The sequence below is a fragment of the Thalassobaculum fulvum genome (assembly GCF_014652915.1).
GTDB classification, from domain to species: domain Bacteria; phylum Pseudomonadota; class Alphaproteobacteria; order Thalassobaculales; family Thalassobaculaceae; genus Thalassobaculum_A; species Thalassobaculum_A fulvum.
This window is the reverse complement of record NZ_BMZS01000001.1, coordinates 608,317-625,639: the sequence shown is the minus strand read 5'-3', so window position 1 is coordinate 625,639 and position 17,323 is coordinate 608,317. Positions and strand designations below refer to the sequence as shown.

At 72.4% G+C, this 17,323-nt stretch carries 19 protein-coding genes; 11 read left to right on the top strand and 8 right to left on the bottom strand.

Annotation, left to right across the window (positions count from 1 at the left end; all coding sequences use genetic code 11):
* Window positions 1-19 precede the first annotated feature (19 nt).
* Both IE246_RS02750 and IE246_RS02745 read left to right on the top strand, forming a co-directional pair.
* Window positions 20-1,135, top strand: coding sequence for a pyridoxal phosphate-dependent aminotransferase (locus IE246_RS02750; RefSeq protein ID WP_189987370.1), 1,116 nt, complete (start codon window positions 20-22; stop codon window positions 1,133-1,135).
* The gene (locus IE246_RS02745; RefSeq protein WP_189987369.1) at window positions 1,132-2,061 is read left to right on the top strand and encodes a prephenate/arogenate dehydrogenase family protein; all 930 of its coding nucleotides are present in this window, start codon (window positions 1,132-1,134) and stop codon (window positions 2,059-2,061) included. The genes IE246_RS02750 and IE246_RS02745 overlap by 4 nt, the downstream gene beginning before the upstream one ends.
* A gap of 132 nt (window positions 2,062-2,193) precedes the next feature.
* Here IE246_RS02745 and IE246_RS02740 read toward each other — a convergent pair whose 3' ends face one another.
* Complete coding sequence (locus IE246_RS02740) at window positions 2,194-3,282, bottom strand: DUF2125 domain-containing protein (RefSeq protein ID WP_189987368.1); 1,089 nt, start codon at window positions 3,280-3,282, stop codon at window positions 2,194-2,196.
* A gap of 59 nt (window positions 3,283-3,341) precedes the next feature.
* Between IE246_RS02740 and IE246_RS02735 the strand changes: the two genes are divergently transcribed.
* Together IE246_RS02735 and IE246_RS02730 are read left to right on the top strand one after the other, a co-directional pair.
* Window positions 3,342-3,902, top strand: coding sequence for a gamma-glutamylcyclotransferase (locus tag IE246_RS02735; protein WP_189987367.1), 561 nt, complete (start codon window positions 3,342-3,344; stop codon window positions 3,900-3,902).
* Window positions 3,903-3,944: 42 nt separating this feature from the next.
* Window positions 3,945-4,766, top strand: coding sequence for a phytanoyl-CoA dioxygenase family protein (locus IE246_RS02730; protein WP_189987366.1), 822 nt, complete (start codon window positions 3,945-3,947; stop codon window positions 4,764-4,766).
* Between the two features lie 152 nt (window positions 4,767-4,918).
* Here the strand turns inward: IE246_RS02730 and phbB are convergent, their stop codons facing one another.
* The 4 genes from phbB to IE246_RS02710 form a co-directional block, all read right to left on the bottom strand.
* Window positions 4,919-5,641 (bottom strand): acetoacetyl-CoA reductase, encoded by a 723-nt coding sequence (gene phbB / locus IE246_RS02725; protein WP_189987365.1) that lies wholly within the window; start codon window positions 5,639-5,641, stop codon window positions 4,919-4,921.
* A gap of 95 nt (window positions 5,642-5,736) precedes the next feature.
* A complete protein-coding gene (locus tag IE246_RS02720; protein WP_189987364.1) occupies window positions 5,737-6,915 on the bottom strand; it encodes an acetyl-CoA C-acetyltransferase in 1,179 nt (392 codons plus the stop codon).
* A 202-nt stretch (window positions 6,916-7,117) separates the two neighbouring features.
* On the bottom strand, window positions 7,118-8,242 hold the full coding sequence (locus tag IE246_RS02715) for an alpha-hydroxy acid oxidase (RefSeq protein ID WP_189987363.1): 1,125 nt from the start codon (window positions 8,240-8,242) through the stop codon (window positions 7,118-7,120).
* Between the two features lie 25 nt (window positions 8,243-8,267).
* A complete protein-coding gene (locus IE246_RS02710) occupies window positions 8,268-9,587 on the bottom strand; it encodes an alpha/beta fold hydrolase (RefSeq protein WP_189987362.1) in 1,320 nt (439 codons plus the stop codon).
* A gap of 458 nt (window positions 9,588-10,045) precedes the next feature.
* On the opposite strand from IE246_RS02710, the gene IE246_RS02705 reads away from it, so the two are divergent.
* The 3 genes from IE246_RS02705 (at window position 10,046) to IE246_RS02695 (ending at window position 12,212) form a co-directional block, all read left to right on the top strand.
* Window positions 10,046-10,771, top strand: a complete 726-nt coding sequence (locus IE246_RS02705; protein WP_189987361.1) for an FkbM family methyltransferase — start codon at window positions 10,046-10,048, stop codon at window positions 10,769-10,771.
* Between the two features lie 181 nt (window positions 10,772-10,952).
* A complete protein-coding gene (gene phaR, locus IE246_RS02700; RefSeq protein WP_189987360.1) occupies window positions 10,953-11,633 on the top strand; it encodes a polyhydroxyalkanoate synthesis repressor PhaR in 681 nt (226 codons plus the stop codon).
* A gap of 72 nt (window positions 11,634-11,705) precedes the next feature.
* A complete protein-coding gene (locus IE246_RS02695) occupies window positions 11,706-12,212 on the top strand; it encodes a hypothetical protein (protein ID WP_189987359.1) in 507 nt (168 codons plus the stop codon).
* 4 nt (window positions 12,213-12,216) lie between these two features.
* On the opposite strand, the gene IE246_RS02690 is transcribed toward IE246_RS02695, so the two are convergent.
* Window positions 12,217-13,200: a DUF2333 family protein gene (locus tag IE246_RS02690; RefSeq protein WP_189987358.1), complete on the bottom strand. Its 984-nt coding sequence runs from the start codon at window positions 13,198-13,200 to the stop codon at window positions 12,217-12,219.
* Window positions 13,201-13,251: 51 nt separating this feature from the next.
* Between IE246_RS02690 and IE246_RS02685 the strand changes: the two genes are divergently transcribed.
* Together IE246_RS02685 and IE246_RS02680 are read left to right on the top strand one after the other, a co-directional pair.
* Complete coding sequence (locus tag IE246_RS02685; protein WP_189987357.1) at window positions 13,252-14,151, top strand: phosphotransferase family protein; 900 nt, start codon at window positions 13,252-13,254, stop codon at window positions 14,149-14,151.
* Window positions 14,152-14,161: 10 nt separating this feature from the next.
* Window positions 14,162-14,473, top strand: a complete 312-nt coding sequence (locus IE246_RS02680; RefSeq protein WP_189987356.1) for an HNH endonuclease — start codon at window positions 14,162-14,164, stop codon at window positions 14,471-14,473.
* A gap of 4 nt (window positions 14,474-14,477) precedes the next feature.
* Here IE246_RS02680 and IE246_RS02675 read toward each other — a convergent pair whose 3' ends face one another.
* On the bottom strand, window positions 14,478-15,095 hold the full coding sequence (locus tag IE246_RS02675) for a pyridoxamine 5'-phosphate oxidase family protein (protein ID WP_189987355.1): 618 nt from the start codon (window positions 15,093-15,095) through the stop codon (window positions 14,478-14,480).
* A 125-nt stretch (window positions 15,096-15,220) separates the two neighbouring features.
* Here IE246_RS02675 and IE246_RS02670 point away from each other — a divergent pair, with 125 nt between their 5' ends.
* Window positions 15,221-15,703: a response regulator gene (locus IE246_RS02670; protein WP_189987354.1), complete on the top strand. Its 483-nt coding sequence runs from the start codon at window positions 15,221-15,223 to the stop codon at window positions 15,701-15,703.
* Window positions 15,700-16,800, top strand: a complete 1,101-nt coding sequence (aguA, locus tag IE246_RS02665; RefSeq protein ID WP_229836261.1) for an agmatine deiminase — start codon at window positions 15,700-15,702, stop codon at window positions 16,798-16,800. Before IE246_RS02670 ends, aguA begins: the two co-directional genes overlap by 4 nt.
* On the opposite strand, the gene IE246_RS02660 is transcribed toward aguA, so the two are convergent.
* Window positions 16,797-17,300 carry a PAS domain-containing protein gene (locus tag IE246_RS02660; protein WP_189987353.1) on the bottom strand — a complete coding sequence of 168 codons (504 nt, stop codon included), beginning with the start codon at window positions 17,298-17,300 and terminating at the stop codon, window positions 16,797-16,799. The two genes, aguA and IE246_RS02660, sit on opposite strands and share 4 nt — an antisense overlap.
* Window positions 17,301-17,323 lie beyond the last annotated feature (23 nt).

Here is a 17,323-nt window from a genome sequence, read left to right as displayed (position 1 = left end):
CTGCCTCCAGGAGAGTTCGATGCCCAGCGTCGCTCCCAAAGCGTCCATTGCCGGCCTGGCGGCCCGCAAACCCGCCCTGCCCGAACCCACTTTGCCCGATGCTGCGAGCGCGGGGCGCATCGTGCGGCTGCACCTGAACGAGGGCGCGCTCGGGCCGTCGCCGCGCGCGATGGAAGCCATGCGGTCGGTCGCCGAGCGGATGGACCGCTACCCCGGCGTCGACGCCTCCGGCCTGGCCAGGGCACTCGGCCGCAAGCACGGCATCGACCCCGAGCGGGTCCTGCTCGGCTGCGGCTCCGACGAGCTGATCCAGTTCCTGTGCCTGGCCTATGTCGAGCCCGGCGAGGAGGTCATCCACACCCAGTACGGCTTCCTGCTGTTCCCGATGGCGGCGCGGATCGCCGGCGGCGTGCCGGTCTCGGCGCCGGACGACGGCTTCACCGCCAGCGTCGACGCGATCCTGGAGCGGGTCACGCCGCGCACCAAGCTGGTGTTCCTGGCGAACCCGAACAACCCGACCGGCACCTGCCTGCCGGCGGGCGAGGTCCGGCGCCTGCGCGAGGGCCTGCCCGACCGGGTGCTGCTGGTGGTCGACGCCGCCTATGCCGAATACGTGCAGCGCGACGACTACACCGCCGGGATCGAGCTGGTCGAGGCGACCGACAACACGGTCATGCTGCGGACCTTCTCCAAGGCCTTCGGCATGGCCGGGCTGCGGCTCGGCTGGGCGTACTGCCCGCAGCCGGTGGCCGACACCCTGTACTCGGTGCGTCCGCCCTACGGGGTCAACGCGCCGTCGCTGGCGGCCGGTCTCGCCGCGGTCGAGGACCGGGCGTTCCAGGACGCCACGGTCGCCCACAACGCCCGCTGGATGCCGTGGCTGCAGGAGCGGTTCCGCGCGCTCGGCCTGGAGCCGCTGCCGACCGCCGCCAACTTCATGATGCTGCGGTTCCCGGCCGAGCCCGGCCGTAACGCCGACGCGGTCCGGCCGTTCCTCGCCGGGCGCGGCATCCTGGTCCGCGAGATGGCCGGCTACGGCGCGCCGGAGTACATACGGCTGTCGGTCGGCCGCGAGGACGAGAACCGCCTCGTGGTCGACGCCGTCCGCGACTTCCTGAACGGGGCCAACGCATGACCGACGGAATCGTCTTCGAGCGCATGGCGCTGATCGGCATCGGCAACCTCGGCTCGTCGATCGCCCGGGCGGTGCGCGAGCGCGGGCTGGTCGGCACCATCGCCGTCGCCGACTTCTCCGACCGGGCCCTGGCGCGGGCCGCCGAGCTCGGCCTCGGCGACAGCTACGACGAGAGCCCGGCCGAAGCCGTCAAGGACGCCGACCTGGTGGTCATCTGCACCCCGATCGGCACCTACGGCGCGATCGCCGAGGGCATCGCGCCGCACCTCAAGCCGGGCGCGGTCCTGACCGACGTCGGCTCGGTCAAGCAGGCGGTGATCTCGGCGGTGCAGCCGCACGTTCCGGACGGCGTCCACTTCATCCCCGGCCACCCGATCGCCGGCACCGAGAAGTCCGGGCCCGACGCCGGCTCCGGGGCGCTGTTCGAGGGCCGGTTCTGGATCCTGACGCCGCTGGAGGGCACCGCTCCGGAGCCGCTGGCCCGGCTGGAGACCCTGTGGACGCGCTGCGGCGCGCTGGTCGAGGAGCTGCCCGCCGCCTACCACGACAAGGTGCTGGCGGTGACCTCGCACCTGCCGCACCTGATCGCCTACACCATCGTCGGCACCGCCTTCGACCTGGAGGAGCAGGAGCAGCGCGACGTCATCCGGTTCTCGGCCGGCGGCTTCCGCGACTTCACCCGGATCGCCGGCTCCAACCCGATCATGTGGCGCGATATCTTCCTGAACAACCGCGAGGCGGTGCTGGAGATGCTGCAGCGCTTCAGCGAGGACCTCAGCTACCTGCAGCGCGCCATCCGCTGGGGCGAGGGCGACAAGCTGCAGGAGCTGTTCACCAAGACCCGCGAGATCCGCCGCGGCGTCATCGAGGCCAACCAGGCCCGCCCCTTCCCGTACGGCACCAGCGGCAACGGCAACGGGAAGTGACGGCGTAGGTCCCGGATCTCGCTTCGCTCGTCCGGGATGAGGAGCGGTGGATGGCTTCCTGTTCCCTCATCCCGGCCGCAGCGGCGACGCCGCGGAGAGCCGGGACCTCGAACCGACGCCCGCCCCCACGCCCTATTCCGCGATCGAGCGGACCTTGGCGACCGGGATGCGGCCGACCCGGACGGTGCCGTCCTGGACCGTGACCGGCGCCTTCACCCGCTGACCCCGGCCGTCGGCCGCCGGCTCGCCGGCGGCGATCGCCGCCAGCTTCAGCAGCGCGGCGTCGGCCGGCTTCATGCGGCCCTTGGCGACCAGCCGGTCGAGCGCCTCGCCGATGCCCTGGACCTCGGCCACGCCCGCCCCTTCCGGCCGCATGGCGGCGTCGAGCGCCACCGTGCCGTCGCCGACCAGATCGATCGGCGGCCAGGACACCGACAGGTACTGCACGTCGATCACCCCGCCGGCGTCGCGCCACATGGCCAGGCCGGGCAGCCCGGCGGCCGGATCGACGTCGCCGCGCAGAGCGGCCCGCCAGCTCACCGCAGCCGGCCCCTCGAACGGCAGCGCCTCGGCGCCCGCCGGCCGTATGCCGGTCGCGGTGCCCGACACGTCGAGGGTCGCCGGCACCGCGGCGATGGCACCGGACTCCGCCTCGGGGGTCGGGTCGACGACCGCGTCGAACGCCGCGACATGCGCCCACACCACACCGCCGGGGCCGGTCAGCTCGATGTTCCGCAGGGTGACGTCGACCCGGTCGGGCGCCCGCCGGCCGAGGGTCACGACCGCCAGCGCCTCGTCGGCGTCGGCGGTCACCGAGCCCCAGGAACCGGCCGCGCTGGCCCGGCCGCCGCCGACCGGGCGCACCGCCACCCGGAACGGGTCCCAGACCGGCGTGCTGGCGACCAGCTCGGGCGCCGCCGCGGCCAGCAGGGTCGGGCCGTCCTCGCGCGTCCAGTGCACCTGGCGCATGGTGACGTCGACGGTGAACGGGAAGCCGCCGAGCGCCGGCGGCCCGTGCTCGATCCGGTCGCCGAGCGCCCGCCGCTGGTCGATCCAGCCGGTGACCGCCGCCTCGACCCGCAGCGCAACCAGCTGCCAGGCGATCGTCCAGCCGGCCGCCAGCAGCGCCGCCAGGCCGGCACCGGCGACGACCAGGCGGCGGCGGCGCAGGTGCCGGCGGTCCTGGAAACCTGCAGGCCGGGTTGTGTCAGGCGGCGACATTGCGTATCCGGTCCGGCCGGTTGTCGGGAAGGCCGAAACATAGGCGCGCGGGGCGACGGATGAAAGAGGCGGGTTCGAAGCGGGACGGCGACGGGATCTGGGTGTTCGGCTACGGCTCGCTGATGTGGAACCCCGGCTTCCCGTTCGTGGAGCGCGCGGCGGCCCGGCTGCTCGGCCGGCACCGGCGGCTGTGCGTGGTGTCGCGCCACCATCGCGGCGACGCCGCGCGGCCGGGCCTGGTCATGGGGCTGGACCGCGGCGGCTCGTGCCGCGGCATCGCCTACCGGGTGCCGGGCGAGGCGGTCGACGGGACCCTCGCCTACCTGCACGAGCGCGAGACCGCGCACTACCCGGTGTACCGCCGGGCCGAGCTGCCGGTGATCCTCGACGGGCCGCAGCCCCGGACCGTGCGCTCGGTCACCTACGTGATCGACCGCGCCGATCCGGACTATGCCGGCCACCTGACGGTCGAGCAGCAGGCCGCCATCGTCGCCGCCGCCCACGGCCGGTCCGGCGCCAACCGCGACTACCTGGTCTCGGTGGTCCGGCACATCCACGAGCTCGGCCTGCGCGACCGCCGGCTGGAGGCGGTGCTTCACGCGCTCGGGGAACGGCTCTAGCATCCCGGAAAAGCCCGTCGAAGGCACCCCCGGGAGGACACCATGAACGCGCCGTCGCGCCAGAGCCATCTGCTGAGCCCCGAAGAGATCGAGCACTACCACGAGCGCGGCTACGTGGTGCCGCGCTGGCGGCTGCCGGCCGAGCTGCTGCAGCGCATGCGCGACGACCTCGACGCGCTGCTGACCGCCAATGCCGGCGTCAGCCGCGACTCGATGTTCTGCCCGCACATCGTCAAGGGCGGCACCCAGGGCCTGCAGGGCTCCAACGCGTGGCTCGACTACGCCCGCATCCCGGAGGTGCTGGACATGGTCGGCCAGGTGATCGGCCCGGATTTCCTGCTGTGGGGCACCACCGTGTTCGGCAAGCCGGCCGGTACCGGCAAGCGGGTGCCGTGGCACCAGGACGGCGAGTACTGGCCGATCCGGCCGCTGGCCACCTGCTCGGCCTGGATCGCGCTCGACGACGCCACGCCGGAGAACGGCTGCCTCAGGGTGATTCCCGGCAGCCACAAGGGCAACCGGCTGCGCGCCCACACCCAGAAGGACAGCCCCGACCTGGTGCTGAACCAGGAGCTGAACGCCGACGAGTACGACGAGGCCGAGGCGGTCGACATCGTGCTGGAGGCGGGCCAGCTGTCGCTGCACGACGTCTACCTGGTGCACGGCTCGGAGCCGAACCGCTCGACCAAACGCCGCGCCGGCTATGTCTGCCGCTACATGCCGACCAGCTCCCACTTCGACCGCGAGTACGGCGCCCAGCTCCAGCAGCGCGGCGGCAACCAGGTCGACTTCGCCGGCCGGGCGCTGTGGCTGATGCGCGGCCGGGATCTGTGCGGGAAGAACGACTTCACGGTCGGACACTAGGGTCCCTGTCCGGCCGGACCTTCGCGGCGCCCCCGGCGAGCGCCGGGATCGCAGCTCAGGGCGACAGAAAGAAAGGGGCGGCAGCCGCCCGGCCACCGCCCCTCTGGTCTCTCGTCCCGAGGCGCCCCTGCGAACGCGGGGGCCGCGAAGGGTCAGTACATGTGCTGACCGCCGTTGATGCTCAGCGTCGAGCCGGTGATGAAGCCGGCGTCGTCGGCGGTCAGGAACACCACGCCGCGGGCGATCTCCGAGGCGTGACCGAGCCGGCCGACCGGGATGCGGGCCTTGATCTTCTCCAGCACGTCGGCCGGCACCGCCGCCACCATGTCGGTGTCGATGTAGCCCGGCGCGATGGCATTCACGGTGATGTTCGAGCGCGCACCCTCCTGGGCCAGCGCCTTGGTGAAGCCGTGGATGCCGGACTTGGCGGCGGCGTAGTTGACCTGGCCGTACTGGCCGGCCTGGCCGTTGATCGAGCCGATGTTCACGACCCGGCCGAACTTGCGCGCGCGCATGCCCTCGATGGTGCAGCGGCACATGTTGAAGCAGGAGCCGAGGTTGGTGTCGATCACCGCCTGCCACATGTCGTGGTCCATCTTGTGGATGGTGCCGTCGCGGGTGATGCCGGCGTTGTTGACCAGGATGTCGATCGGCCCGACCTCGGCCTCGACCTGGGCGACGCCGGCCTGGCAGGCCGCGAAGTCCGACACGTCCCACTTGAAGGCCGGGATGCCGGTGCGCGCCGTGAACTCCCGCGCGCGCTCGTCATTGCCGGCATAGTTGGCCGCGACCTTGCAGCCGGCGTCCTTCAGGGCGACAGAGATCGCCTCGCCGATTCCCCGGGTCCCGCCCGTCACCAGTGCCACGCGTGCCATCGGTCGTCACTCCCTCGCTGTGATGCCTTCCCCCGGAAGCCGCCCCTCTGGCGGGGGCGGACTTCCCAATCATATGACCAATTCGCGGGCCGGCGTCAGCCGCGCTCGACACACATCGCGACACCCATGCCGCCGCCGATGCACAGCGTCGCCAGGCCCTTCCTGGCGTCGCGCCGCTGCATCTCGAACAGCAGGGTGATCAGCACCCGGGCGCCGGACGCACCGATCGGGTGGCCGATGGCGATGGCGCCGCCGTTGACGTTGACCTTGGCCGGATCCCAGCCGAGGTCCTTGTTGACGGCGCAGGCCTGGGCGGCGAACGCCTCGTTGGCCTCGATCAGATCGAGGTCGTCGATCGACCAGCCGGCCTTCTCGAGCGCCCTGCGGCTGGCCGGGATCGGCCCGGTGCCCATGATGGTCGGGTCGACGCCGGCGGTCGCCCAGGAGGCGATGCGGGCGAGCGGGGTCACGCCGCGCTTGGCGGCGTTCTCGGCGCTCATCAGCACCAGGGCGGCGGCGCCGTCGTTGATGCCCGACGCGTTGCCGGCGGTCACCGTGCCGCCGTCGCGCACGAACGCCGGCCGCAGCTTGGCGAGCGCCTCCAACGTGGTGTCGGGCTTCAGGTACTCGTCGGCCTCGACCACCGTGTCGCCCCGGCGGGACTTGACGGTGACCGGCGCGATCTCGTCCTTGAACCTGCCGGCCGCCTGGGCGGCGGCGGCCTTCTGCTGCGAGGCCAGCGCGAACGCGTCCTGGTCCTCGCGGGTGATCTGGAACTTCTGGGCGACGTTCTCGGCGGTGTTGCCCATGTGGTAGCCGTTGAAGGCGTCCCACAGCCCGTCCTTGATCATGGTGTCGATGAACTGCAGGTCGCCCATCCGCTGGCCGCCGCGCAGGTGCTGGGCGTGGGTCGACAGGCTCATGCTCTCCTGACCGCCGCACACCATGACGTCGGCGTCGCCGAGCGAGATCGCCTGGTGGCCGAGCGCCACCGAGCGCAGGCCGGAGCCGCAGACCTGGTTGATGCCGTAGGCGGTCCGCTCGACCGGGATGCCGGCGGCGATCGCGGCCTGGCGGGCCGGGTTCTGGCCCTGGGCGGCGGTCAGGACCTGGCCCAGCACCACCTCGTCGACCTCGGCGGCCTCGGTCTTGGCGCGCGCCAGCGCCGCGCGGATCGCGACCTCGCCGAGCTGGCTCGCCGGCACGGAGCCGAACGCGCCGTTGAAAGCGCCTACCGGCGTGCGGGCGGCACCGGCGATGACGACCTCGGTCATGGCAGTCTCCCCTTCTCGAATCGGACGTCCGCGACGTCGCCTATGGCGGGCCCACCGGCCGGAACGGCTCCGGAACCCGGCCCCTCGAGCCCAACATAGGCCGCGCCCGGGCATCCCACAACCGGCGGCCACGCTGTCCCGGGCTGGTTAACGGCGGAACGCCGGGAGATGATGACCTGGCCCCGAGCCGGATCCGCCGGCGTCAGGTCCGGGCCGCCTCGCCGAGCAGCGGGTACTGGCTGAACAGGCTCGGCTCCATCACCGGCTCGGCGCGCGCCAGGTAGCGGCCGTCGAGCTCCGCGAAGCTGCCGACGCCGAGCAGGCCGAGGTCGATCCGGGCCTCCTCCTCCAGCAACTCCAGCACCCGGACCACGCCGGCGGCGCCGCCGGCCGCAAGCCCGCAGCACAACAGCCGCCCGATCCCGACCATGTCGGCGCCCAGCGCCCGCGCCTTGGCGATGTCGCTGCCGCGGGTGATGCCGCCGTCGACCACCACCGTCGCCCGGCCGCGCACCGCGTCGACCACCTCCGGCAGCACGTCGAGCGAGCCGAGCCCGTGGTCGAGCTGGCGGCCACCGTGGTTCGAGACGTACACCGCCTCGGCGCCGACCTCGATCGCCAGCCGGGCGTCCTCGGCGGTGGCGATGCCCTTGAGGATCAGCGGGATGTCGTAGGTCTTCTTGAAGCGCTCGATGTCGCGCCAGTTCAGGGCCTTCTGGAACTCCATGCCGGGCACCTGCCGCCACGGCTTGATGAAGCGGTTGGCGATGTCGCGCTCGCGCCGGCTGTACCAGGCACTGTCGACGGTGATGGCGAAGGCGTCGTAGCCGTGGTCGATGGCCCGGGCCACCACGCCGTCGAGCCAGGAATCGTCGCCGCGCTTGTACAGGCAGAACACCTTCATGCCGTTGCCGGCCGGGATCTCGGCGATCGACTCCAGCGGGAAGGTGCCGACCGAGGACAGGAACAGCGACACCCCGAACTCGGCGGCCGCCTGCATCGCCGCGCGCGGACCGTCGGGGTGGAAGCTCTCGAGCGAACCGATCGGGCACAGCAGCACCGGCAGGCGCAGCTTGTGGCCGAGGAACGCCCCGCCGCAGTCAATCTCCCGCATGTCCTCCAGCACCCGCGGCCGGAACGCCCAGCGGTCGAACGCCAGGCGGTTGCGGCGCACGGTGGTCTCGCTCTCGGTGCCGCCCCGCAGGTAGTCCCAGACGTTGCGGTCGAGCCGGCTGCAGGCCCGGTCGACGACCTCGTGCAGGGTCTGGCAGGCCTCGCGCAGGTCCTCGATGGTTTCCTCGCCCTGCGGCTTGTCGATTTCGGTCATGCCCGTGCGGTCTCCGCTGTCTCGGTTACGTCGTCTCGCCTATCCAGTCGATCAGGGTGCTCCAGGCCCGTTTCGGCGCGCTGGAGCCGACCACCATGCCGATATGCCCCAGCGCCAGGTCGGCACGGGTGGCGTTCGGCAGCCGCTCGGCCAGCGCCCGGGCCGAGGCCGGCGGCACGATGCGGTCGCGCGCCGGCACCATCACCAGGGCCGGGGCCTCGACCTGCTCCGGTACCACCGGCCGGCCGGCGACCCGCCAGTCGCCGGTCATCGGGGTGTTGCGGCCGTACCAGTCGAACAGCGCCTCGCGGGCGACCGGGGCGGCCAGCGGCACGCCGTCGTTCAGCCAATCCTCCAGCGCCACGAACTCGGCGGCTTCGGGGCTGTCGGGGTCGAGTTCGGCGAAGCGCAGGAACTTGCGGATGACCAGCATCGGGTCGAGGGAGAAGAACAGGGACTGGATCAGGTCGGTGGGAAGCCAACCGGCAGCCTCGATCATAGCGCTCAGCCACGGTTCCGCCAGAGGCAGCGATGCGGCGACCGGCGAGGCGTCGGCGGAGAAGTCCCACGGGGTCGCCAGCAGCGCCATGCCGGCGGTATCGCGTGGCCGGCGCTGGACCAGCGCCAGCGCCAGCAGGCCGCCCATGCAGTAACCGAGCACCGGCGGCCGCCGGCCGGCGATCGTCAGCACCGCCTCCAGCGCGCCCTCGAGCCGGCCGGCGACGTAGTCGGTCAGGGTGAAGCGGCGCTCGGTCTCGCCGGGGAACCCCCACTCCACCAGGAACGGCCGGAACCCGGCGGCGGCCAGCGCCCGCATCAGCGAGCGCCGCGGCGCCAGGTCGAGGACGTAGCCTCGGTTGACCAGCGACGGGATCACCAGGATCGGCACCCCGCCCATCGGCCGCGCCGCCTCCGGCACCGCGCCGTAGTCGAGCAGCAGGGTGGTGCCCTCCTTCCAGCACACCGGCGGGTCCTGCGCCGGCCGGCGGTACGGGTGCTCGCGATAGGCCTGGATGCCGTCGAGGAACCGGCCGAGCCGGTGGCGGATCTCCTCGTCGAGCGCCTCCTCGAACGAGGCCGGCGCCGAAGGGTCAGCCTCCGGATCGGCCTTTGCGGCCGCCCGCGCCGCCTCGAGAGCCTCGAGCTGGTGCCGCAGGCTGGTCGCCGCCTCCGCCGAGGCGGTCTTCCAGTCGAGCGATCCGCTCTTCCAGGCGGCGGAGCTCGCGTAGGACGACAGCCAGGTCGTCAGCGCCGTGCTCAGGTACAGCGGCAGCGGCCGCGGACCCGGCCGCCGTGGGTCGCCGCTCGCCCGTGTCCCCGCGGCGCTGCTGTCCCGCCCGGCCATGCTCGCCCCGTTCCTCGCTGTCCGCGCCATCATAGGCCCGCGCACCGCCCGGCCGGTACCCCGGTTGCAGCCCGTCGCCGCCGCCGGCGTCCGGCGCCGCCGCCGGTGCCGTCCCCGGCGCCATCCCCGCGCGCATGGCGTTTCCCCACAGCGCGGTCCAGCGCCGCACGCTGTCGGCCACCTCGGGGTCGGTCGCCATGGCCTGGACCTGGTCCTGCCACAGGTCCAGGAAACGGCGGGCCAGCTCGTGCGGGTCGGGGCTGCGGGTCATGGCGGCGGAGTATGTCATGGATTTCGAAGCGGCCGTCAAGGCACTGATTCAACGATGTTTTTATGACGATTTTCGCGAGTCGGAAGGGCCCGCCCGGTGTCCGCCGGAGACGGCCGGGCGATAGCGATTGCCGGCGGCCGGCCGATCGTCTAGGTCGACACGGTTGCAGCTCACCCCGGCCGTCCGCATGTCCGACCCGTATTCGTTCGACTCCCGGAGCGCCGGCTGGTTCGTCCGGCCCGGCGACGTCGTGTACGACATCGGCGCAGATCGTGGCGGAACCGCCGCCATGTACCTGGAGCGCGGGGCCGCGGCCGTCTACTCGTTCGAGCCGCTGCCGGCGAACCGGGCGCTGGTCCCGGACCGGGTCCGCAACCACCCGGCCTTCCACCTGCTGCCGTTCGCGCTTTCCGACAGCAGCGGCACCGCCGAACTGCGGGTGCCGGAGAAGAACTCCGCGGCGTCGACCCTGTCGCCGAAGTTCTCGCGCCTGTACCAGGAGCGGCGCGGCGGCGAAGTCGAGGTCGTGGAGGTCGAGACCCGCACCCTGGACGAGCTCGAGCTGCCGCGCGCCGCCTTCTGGAAGATCGACGTCGAGGGCGCGGAGCTCGAGGTCCTGCGTGGCGCCGAGCGGACGCTGCGCGACCGGAAGCCGGACATCGTGCAGCTCGAGATGTTCAACTTCGACACCTACCTGTACGGCTCGACGCTGAACCTGCTGGCCCGGCACTTCGCGCACCTCTGGACCCTCGGCCTGACGGCGGAGGGTCGGCTGGTGCATTACCGCGTCACGCCCCGGTCGGTGCAGAACCCCGAGGTCAAGGAGGCGCTGCGCCGGGCGCGGACGCCGCTGTACTTCGCGTCGGACCGGAGTTTCTGGGACTGGACGCGGAACGACCGACCGGCCGGTTGATCCAACCTTTCGCGTCGCGGAAGACCGGGAGTCCCTGAGTTTCCAAGGATTGTATACCTTTGCCGTTGCAAAGCAGCAGGCAAACGCGCAGTCTTCGAAGCGGTCCGGGAACGGGTCGCTGGCACCGTGACACCTGACGTGCCGAATCGGGCACATTCAGAGGGGAGCAACGGACAAGGTCATGGCGGAAAAGACGAGGGCCACCCGCGCCCAGAACGGCAAGACCGAGGGCGACGAGAACATCGTCACGATCAAGAAGTACGCCAACCGGCGGCTCTACAACACGGCGACCAGCAGCTACGTCACGCTCGACCATCTCTGCCAGATGGTGAAGGACGACGTCGACTTCGTGGTGTACGACGCCAAGACCGGCGAGGACATCACCCGGGCGGTGCTGACCCAGATCATCGTCGAGGAGGAGGCGAAGGGCCAGAACCTCCTCCCGATCAGCTTCCTGCGCCAGCTCATCGGGTTCTACGGCGACAACCTGCAGATGGTGGTGCCGCGCTACCTGGAGACGGCGATGTCGACCTTCGCCGACAACCAGGAGCGGATGCGCAGCTACATGCAGGAAGCGTTCGGCGGCCTGTTCCCGTTCACCCAGTTCGAGGACATGACGAAGAAGAACCTCGCCATGTTCGAGCAGGCGATGAAGATGTTCACGCCGCCGATGGCGGGCGGCGAAAACAAGCCGACGGCCCCGTCGCAACCCTCGTCCGGGCCGGCCTCCGGGGCGGCCCAGGGAACCGGCGGTGCGAGTGCCGCCGACCAGACGGCCGCCGCGGTCCGCACCCTGCAGGCGCAGGTCGAGCAGCTTCGCCACCAGCTCGACCGGCTCGGCGAAGACAAGGACAAGGGCTGACCGCCGGTTAACCCGATCTCAACCGGAGCCGTGCGAACCTGACCCGTCGTCGAACGACGGGCGCGGGTTTCAATGATCACGCCGCTCCAATCCCAGGCCCCGGCGACGGGCCTGCTCGCCCTCGATCCGGCCGCCGCCCGGCAGGCCGGCGGCGAGGCGCGTGCGCCGATCGTCGAGCCCGGCCAGTCGCCGCGCGACCGCGCGGACCCGGCCGGCGATCCCCGCCGGGTCCCACCGCCGCCGCGGGTCGACGCCGACAACCGGCCGCAACCGCCGCGGCCGGGCAGCCCCGCCGCCCCGGAGACCGCGGATTTCGGCAGTACCGGCTACCGCCGCCGGGACGGCACGGCGGGCTACGAGGACCTGCGGGACGACCGGCCGCGGCCAAGACCGTCGTCCACCTTCCTGGCGCAGGCGATCGGCCAGGAGCTCGCGGCCGATGACGGCATCGGCACCGGCGCGCCGTCCGCCGGCACCCGGTCCATCGCGGCGGCCGCGGCGCTATACCGGCAGACCCAGGACACCGTCGACCGGGCCCGGTTCGCCGGATTGGTGACGCCGCCGTCGGATTCCGCCTGACCGCTCAGCGCAGCAGGACGCTGCCGATCTCGCGCAGCTGGGTCCTGGCCCGCAGCAGGTAGAAGCCCTGGACCGCCAGGTGGTTGGGCAACAGCGAGCCGTCCGGGTCGCCGTTCATCACCACCAGCGGGTCGAGCACCGCCGCCTGGCGGAGCGAGTCGAGCATCTGCGCCCAGACCTGGTCGAGCTGCTTCTCCTTCAGCACCGGCTCGAAGTCGTCGCCCATCTCGCGCAGCAGGATGAAGTAGCCGTAGAGCCGGCCCTTGACGCCGTAGAAGACGTCGTCGACCCGGGTGTCGACCAGCAGCGGCCGCGGCTGGGCCAGATGCTGGTCGATGGTCGCCGAGGCCGAGCCGAGGTCGGCGGCGATCCGGTCGATGGTGGCGAGCAGGTTGTCGGCGCGGCGCTCGAACACCGCGTCGCCGGCCGCCAGACGGTCGTTGTAGGCGAGCAGGGCCCGACGGGCCGACCGGTACTGCGCCTCCGACGACGCGGTCGGCAGCAGCGAGGTCGAGATGTTGTAGATCCACACGTCGCCCGGGTACTTGAGCAGCCCGGCCGCCTTGTCGAGGTCCCGGTCGGCCTCCGAGGAGCCCCGGGTGCGGCCGATCTGGTCGGTCATCTCGATGGCGAAGCGCGACAGCGCGTAGACGATGCCCTGCTGGTAGTTCGGGGTGTTGTCGAGCCACGACGAGGGATAGAAGAACGGGTCGTTGGCGACCCAGAAATGCTGGTTCACCTCGCGGTCGATCAGCGCCGCCGCCGCCGCCACCGCCCGGCTGGCGCCCGGCTTGGCCTCGGCGGGCCGGAACGCCGGATCGTCGTCGATGACGTTCATGACGAACCCGCCGACCAGGTAGTACAGCACCGCCATGACCAGCAGCGCGACCAGGCTCCACCCGCTCCAGCGCAGCGCCCCCTTGCCCGGCAGCAGCCGCCGCCGCGGAGCGGAATAGTCGTCGTCCCAGTCGACGGCGGGGCGGGTCATGGCATTCTCCTCGGGTTCGGTACCAGCGAGACATAGGGAGTAACCGCCGCCGTGTCACCCGATCCGAGCGCGAGCCCCGGCCGGCCCCGGCCGGCAACGACGGTCGACGACGACGCGATCGCGGCGCTGCTGGCCGAACTTGGGCTCCCGGTGCGCCGGCTCGACTTCGTCGCCAAGGCGTCGACCAGCGAGGTCTGGCGGGCCGACACCGCCTGCGGGCCGATCGCCGTGCGGATCGCCGCCCCGCGCCCGGGAAAGCCGGCCGATTTCGACGCCGAGACGGCGCTGCGCCGGGTCCTGGCCGCCGCCGGCGCGCGGGTGGCGGCGCCGATGTTCGACCGACGCGCGCGACCGGACCTTGCGGTCGCCGACCACCGGCCGGCCTGGGTCGTCGACCGCTGGATCGACGGCGAACGCGCCGACGCCGCGACCGCCGATGCGGTCTGGCACGAATTGGGCGTCCTGCTGGCGATGCTGCACGCGCTGCCGGTCCGTGGCCACGGGCGCCTGCGGGTCGAGGGCGACGGCGTGGCGGGCCGGCTCGACGACCCGGGTGCCGCCGCCGCTGACCGCTTCGAGCGGCCATGGCCGTTCGACGACCTGCCGCTGGCCGGCCATCCGCTGGCCGCGGCGGCCCCCGACCTAGTACCGCGGCTGCAGCGGCTGGAGCCGGCGATCCGGCAGGCCGCTGCAGCCCCGCCGGCCGTCGTCCACGGCGACCTCAACGGCGCCAACGTCCGGCATGCCGGTGGTGCCCTGACCGGGCTGATCGACTTCGCCGACGCGACCGTGCTGACCCCGGGCTGGGACTTCGCCCTGCTGCGGCACTTCCAGGGCGGGCGGATCGTCGACCGGGTGCTGGCCGGCTACACCCGCGACCCTGCAGTCGCCGACCGGATCGCCCGCGACGCCCGGCTGCGCCTCGGCCTCGCCGAGATCGAGGCCGGCTGAGGCGCCCGGGATGGCCGGCGACGATTCCGACCGCGATCTCGGCCCCTGCCCGCTGTGCGGCCGGCCGATGCTGGCCGGGCCGAGCGTCGACCGGCACCACTGGGTTCCGCGCCGCGAGGGCGGGCGCGAGGCGGCCCCCATGCACACCGTTTGCCACCGCAAGATCCACGCGGTCCTGGGCGAGCGCGAGATCGCCCGCGCCTACGCCACGCCGGAAGCGCTGCGCGGACATCCCGAGATCGCGACCTTCCTGCGCTGGATCGCCGGCAAGCCCCCGGAGTTCGTCAGCCCGCACCGGACGACCCGGCGGCGCCGGCGATAGCCGCTCAGTACAACCGGTTCTTCAGCGAGTCCTCGACCCGTGCATCGGCCTCGGCGACGTCGAAGCCGCCGCCGACCTGGTCGGAGATGATCTGGGCCAGGCTCGGCAGCGTCCGCCGGTCGACCCGGTGGTCGTCCTCCCAGAGCTTGGAGCGGACCAGCGCCTTGGCGCAGTGCAGGTAGACCTCCTCGACCGCCACCAGGATGCCGGCGGTCGGCAGCCGGCCGCGGACCGCCGTCGGGGCCAGCAGCTCGCCGTCGGCGACGATCCGCGCCCGGCCGTTCACCCGCAGCGTCTCGCACACCCCAGGCACCATGAACAGCAGGCCGACGCCGTCGTTGGCCGTCAGGTTCGACAGGGTGTCGAGCCGGTTGTTGCCCGGCCGGTCCGGGATCAGCAGGGTGCGGTCGTCGAGCACCTGAACGAAGCCCGGCGCGTCGCCCTTCGGCGATACGTCGCCAAGGCCGTCGGCCCCCTGGCTGGAAATCACCAGGAACGGCGAAAGCTCGATGAACCGTCGCGCGTGGACGTCGAGCCGGTCGATCTGCTTGGCGACCGCCAGCTTGCTCGGCGTCCCGTAAAGCGAGCGCAGCTCGTCCTCGGACGCGACCATGTCGGACATACGCAGTTTCCCCTAGTTGGCGTCGCTTTCGACCAGCACGCGAGTGCACTAGACTTTTCGACAGTTTGCCGCCGGCCGCAAGGATGGCAGGGACACGCGACCGGTCAAGAAGGACACTGCAGCGCATGAGCCTGACGACGCCCAGAAAGCTGACCCGGGTGATGGACGGCCTGTTCGCCCGGTTCGACTATGCCGGCCTGCTCGTGCTGGTGGTCGAACCGGATCACGACAGCCGCGCCGCCCTGGTCCGCACCCTGGTCGAACTCGGCCTGCCGCAGCCGCGCGAGGCGGCGACCGCCGCCGAGGCCCTGGCCCAGGCGGCCGAGCTGGAGCCGGCGCTGGTGATCTGCGACAAGCAGCTCGAGGGTCCGGACGGCACCGACGGGCTGGAGCTGCTGTTCCGCATCCGCGCCGACTCGACGACCCTGCCGCCGAACGTCCCGGTGCTGCTGCTGGCCGGCGAGGCCGGGTCGCCGGGCGTCATGGAGGCCAAGCGGCTGGCGGTCGACGGCTTCCTGGTCAAGCCGGTGCCGGCCAAGCGGCTGGAGGCCCGGATCAACGCGGTGCTGATGCGCCGGTTCCCGGAACGGGTGGACTGGGGCCGGTGACACCGGTCGAGCTGACGCCGCCCCTGACGACCACGCCGGCCGCCGACGGTTTCCGGATGCCCGGCGAGTTCGAGCCGCATGCCGGGACCTGGATGCTGTGGCCCTGCCGCCCGGACACCTGGCGCGACGACGCCGGCCCGGCCGAGGCGGCGTTCGCGGCCGTCGCCGCGGCGATCGCCGCCGTCGAGCCGGTCACCGTCGGGGCCCGGGCCGACCGGCTGGACCGGGCCCGGGCGATCCTGCCCGCCGATGTACGGGTGGTCGCCCTCGACTCCGACGACGCCTGGATGCGCGACGTCGGCCCCACGGTGGTGGTCGGGCCGGGCGGCGAGCGCCGGGCGGTCGACTGGACCTTCAACGCCTGGGGCGGGACGGTCCACGGCCTGTACCGCGACTGGACGGCCGACGACCGGGTCGCCGCCGCGGTCGCCGGGGCCGAAGGCCTGGCCCGTTATCGCTGCCCGCTGATCCAGGAAGGCGGCGGGCTGCACAGCGACGGCGCCGGCACCCTGTTCGTCACCGCGGAATGCGTCCTGAGCGCCGGCCGCAACGCCGGGCTCGGGCGCGAGCGGGCGGAAGCGCTGCTGAAGGACTATACCGGGTCCGAAACGGTCGTGTGGCTGCCGCACGGCGTGGTCGAGGACGAGACAACGGGCCATGTCGACAACCTGCTGCACGTGCCGGCCCCGGGGCTGGTCCTGCTGACCTGGCCGGAGGACGCCGAAGACCCGCAGTCCGCCCGGTCGCGGGCCGCCCGCGAGGCGCTCCGGGCGGCCGCGGGCGACCGTTTCGAGGTGCGGCTGCTGCCGATGCCGGGGCCGCTGTACATGACCGAGGAAGAGGCGGCGGGCCTGGTTCCGGCACCTGGTGCGAAGCCGCGGCGCGCCGGCGACCGCCTGGCCGCCTCCTACGCCAACTTCTACCTGGCGAACGGCCGGGCGATCGTGCCGCTGCTCGACCCGCGCACCGACGAGGCGGCGCTGCGGATCGTCGCCGACGCCGTGCCGGAACGCGAGATCGTCGGGGTGCCGGCCCGCGAGATCCTGCTCGGCGGCGGCAACATCCACTGCATCACCCAGCAGGTCCCGGCCGGCTAGACCTCGAGCAGGAAATCCGGCTGGCTGCAGCCGACGATGCGGTCGACGGTGACGCCGTCCTCGGCGCAGGGCAGCTTGACCACCGTGAACGGGGTCTCGCGGTTGTAGCTGCGGGCGCGGCCGAGCGTGATCCCGATCTCGCCGTTGCGCGCGATGCGCTCGTTCGATTCCCGCAGCCCGGGCTCTCCCGCCGCCGGCGACTCGCTGAACAGCTCACCGGTCTCGTCGTGCCCGAGCAGCTCGACCAGGCGCGTGCCCCACAGCCGGCAGCGCGCCTCGTACGGGTCGACCGAAACGATCTGGTCGACATAGATCAGGCCGTGCCAGCCCACGAAGTCGTAGAAGTCGAACGAACTCCAGGCCGGGAGGCGGTCGCCCCGGCGCTTCGAGCCCCAGATCTCGACGAAGCCGGCCAGCGGCCCGAAGCGGGCCGGCGGGGTGTCCCGGGGAAGGTTCACGAATCGCCGCCCGGCCGGCTCGAACGTCACGGTGTCGATCATCGCCGTCTCTCTCGCCGCGGGTC

Excerpts from the sequence above, each read along its gene's own strand:
- IE246_RS02750 (WP_189987370.1), top strand. The coding sequence starts at position 20 with ATGCCCAGCGTCGCTCCCAAAGCGTCCATTGCCGGCCTGGCGGCCCGC.
- IE246_RS02745 (WP_189987369.1), top strand. The coding sequence starts at position 1,132 with ATGACCGACGGAATCGTCTTCGAGCGCATGGCGCTGATCGGCATCGGC.
- IE246_RS02740 (WP_189987368.1), bottom strand. The coding sequence starts at position 3,282 with ATGTCGCCGCCTGACACAACCCGGCCTGCAGGTTTCCAGGACCGCCGG.
- IE246_RS02735 (WP_189987367.1), top strand. The coding sequence starts at position 3,342 with ATGAAAGAGGCGGGTTCGAAGCGGGACGGCGACGGGATCTGGGTGTTC.
- IE246_RS02730 (WP_189987366.1), top strand. The coding sequence starts at position 3,945 with ATGAACGCGCCGTCGCGCCAGAGCCATCTGCTGAGCCCCGAAGAGATC.
- phbB (WP_189987365.1), bottom strand. The coding sequence starts at position 5,641 with ATGGCACGCGTGGCACTGGTGACGGGCGGGACCCGGGGAATCGGCGAG.
- IE246_RS02720 (WP_189987364.1), bottom strand. The coding sequence starts at position 6,915 with ATGACCGAGGTCGTCATCGCCGGTGCCGCCCGCACGCCGGTAGGCGCT.
- IE246_RS02715 (WP_189987363.1), bottom strand. The coding sequence starts at position 8,242 with ATGACCGAAATCGACAAGCCGCAGGGCGAGGAAACCATCGAGGACCTG.
- IE246_RS02710 (WP_189987362.1), bottom strand. The coding sequence starts at position 9,587 with ATGGCCGGGCGGGACAGCAGCGCCGCGGGGACACGGGCGAGCGGCGAC.
- IE246_RS02705 (WP_189987361.1), top strand. The coding sequence starts at position 10,046 with ATGTCCGACCCGTATTCGTTCGACTCCCGGAGCGCCGGCTGGTTCGTC.
- phaR (WP_189987360.1), top strand. The coding sequence starts at position 10,953 with ATGGCGGAAAAGACGAGGGCCACCCGCGCCCAGAACGGCAAGACCGAG.
- IE246_RS02695 (WP_189987359.1), top strand. The coding sequence starts at position 11,706 with ATGATCACGCCGCTCCAATCCCAGGCCCCGGCGACGGGCCTGCTCGCC.
- IE246_RS02690 (WP_189987358.1), bottom strand. The coding sequence starts at position 13,200 with ATGACCCGCCCCGCCGTCGACTGGGACGACGACTATTCCGCTCCGCGG.
- IE246_RS02680 (WP_189987356.1), top strand. The coding sequence starts at position 14,162 with ATGGCCGGCGACGATTCCGACCGCGATCTCGGCCCCTGCCCGCTGTGC.
- IE246_RS02675 (WP_189987355.1), bottom strand. The coding sequence starts at position 15,095 with ATGTCCGACATGGTCGCGTCCGAGGACGAGCTGCGCTCGCTTTACGGG.
- IE246_RS02670 (WP_189987354.1), top strand. The coding sequence starts at position 15,221 with ATGAGCCTGACGACGCCCAGAAAGCTGACCCGGGTGATGGACGGCCTG.
- IE246_RS02660 (WP_189987353.1), bottom strand. The coding sequence starts at position 17,300 with ATGATCGACACCGTGACGTTCGAGCCGGCCGGGCGGCGATTCGTGAAC.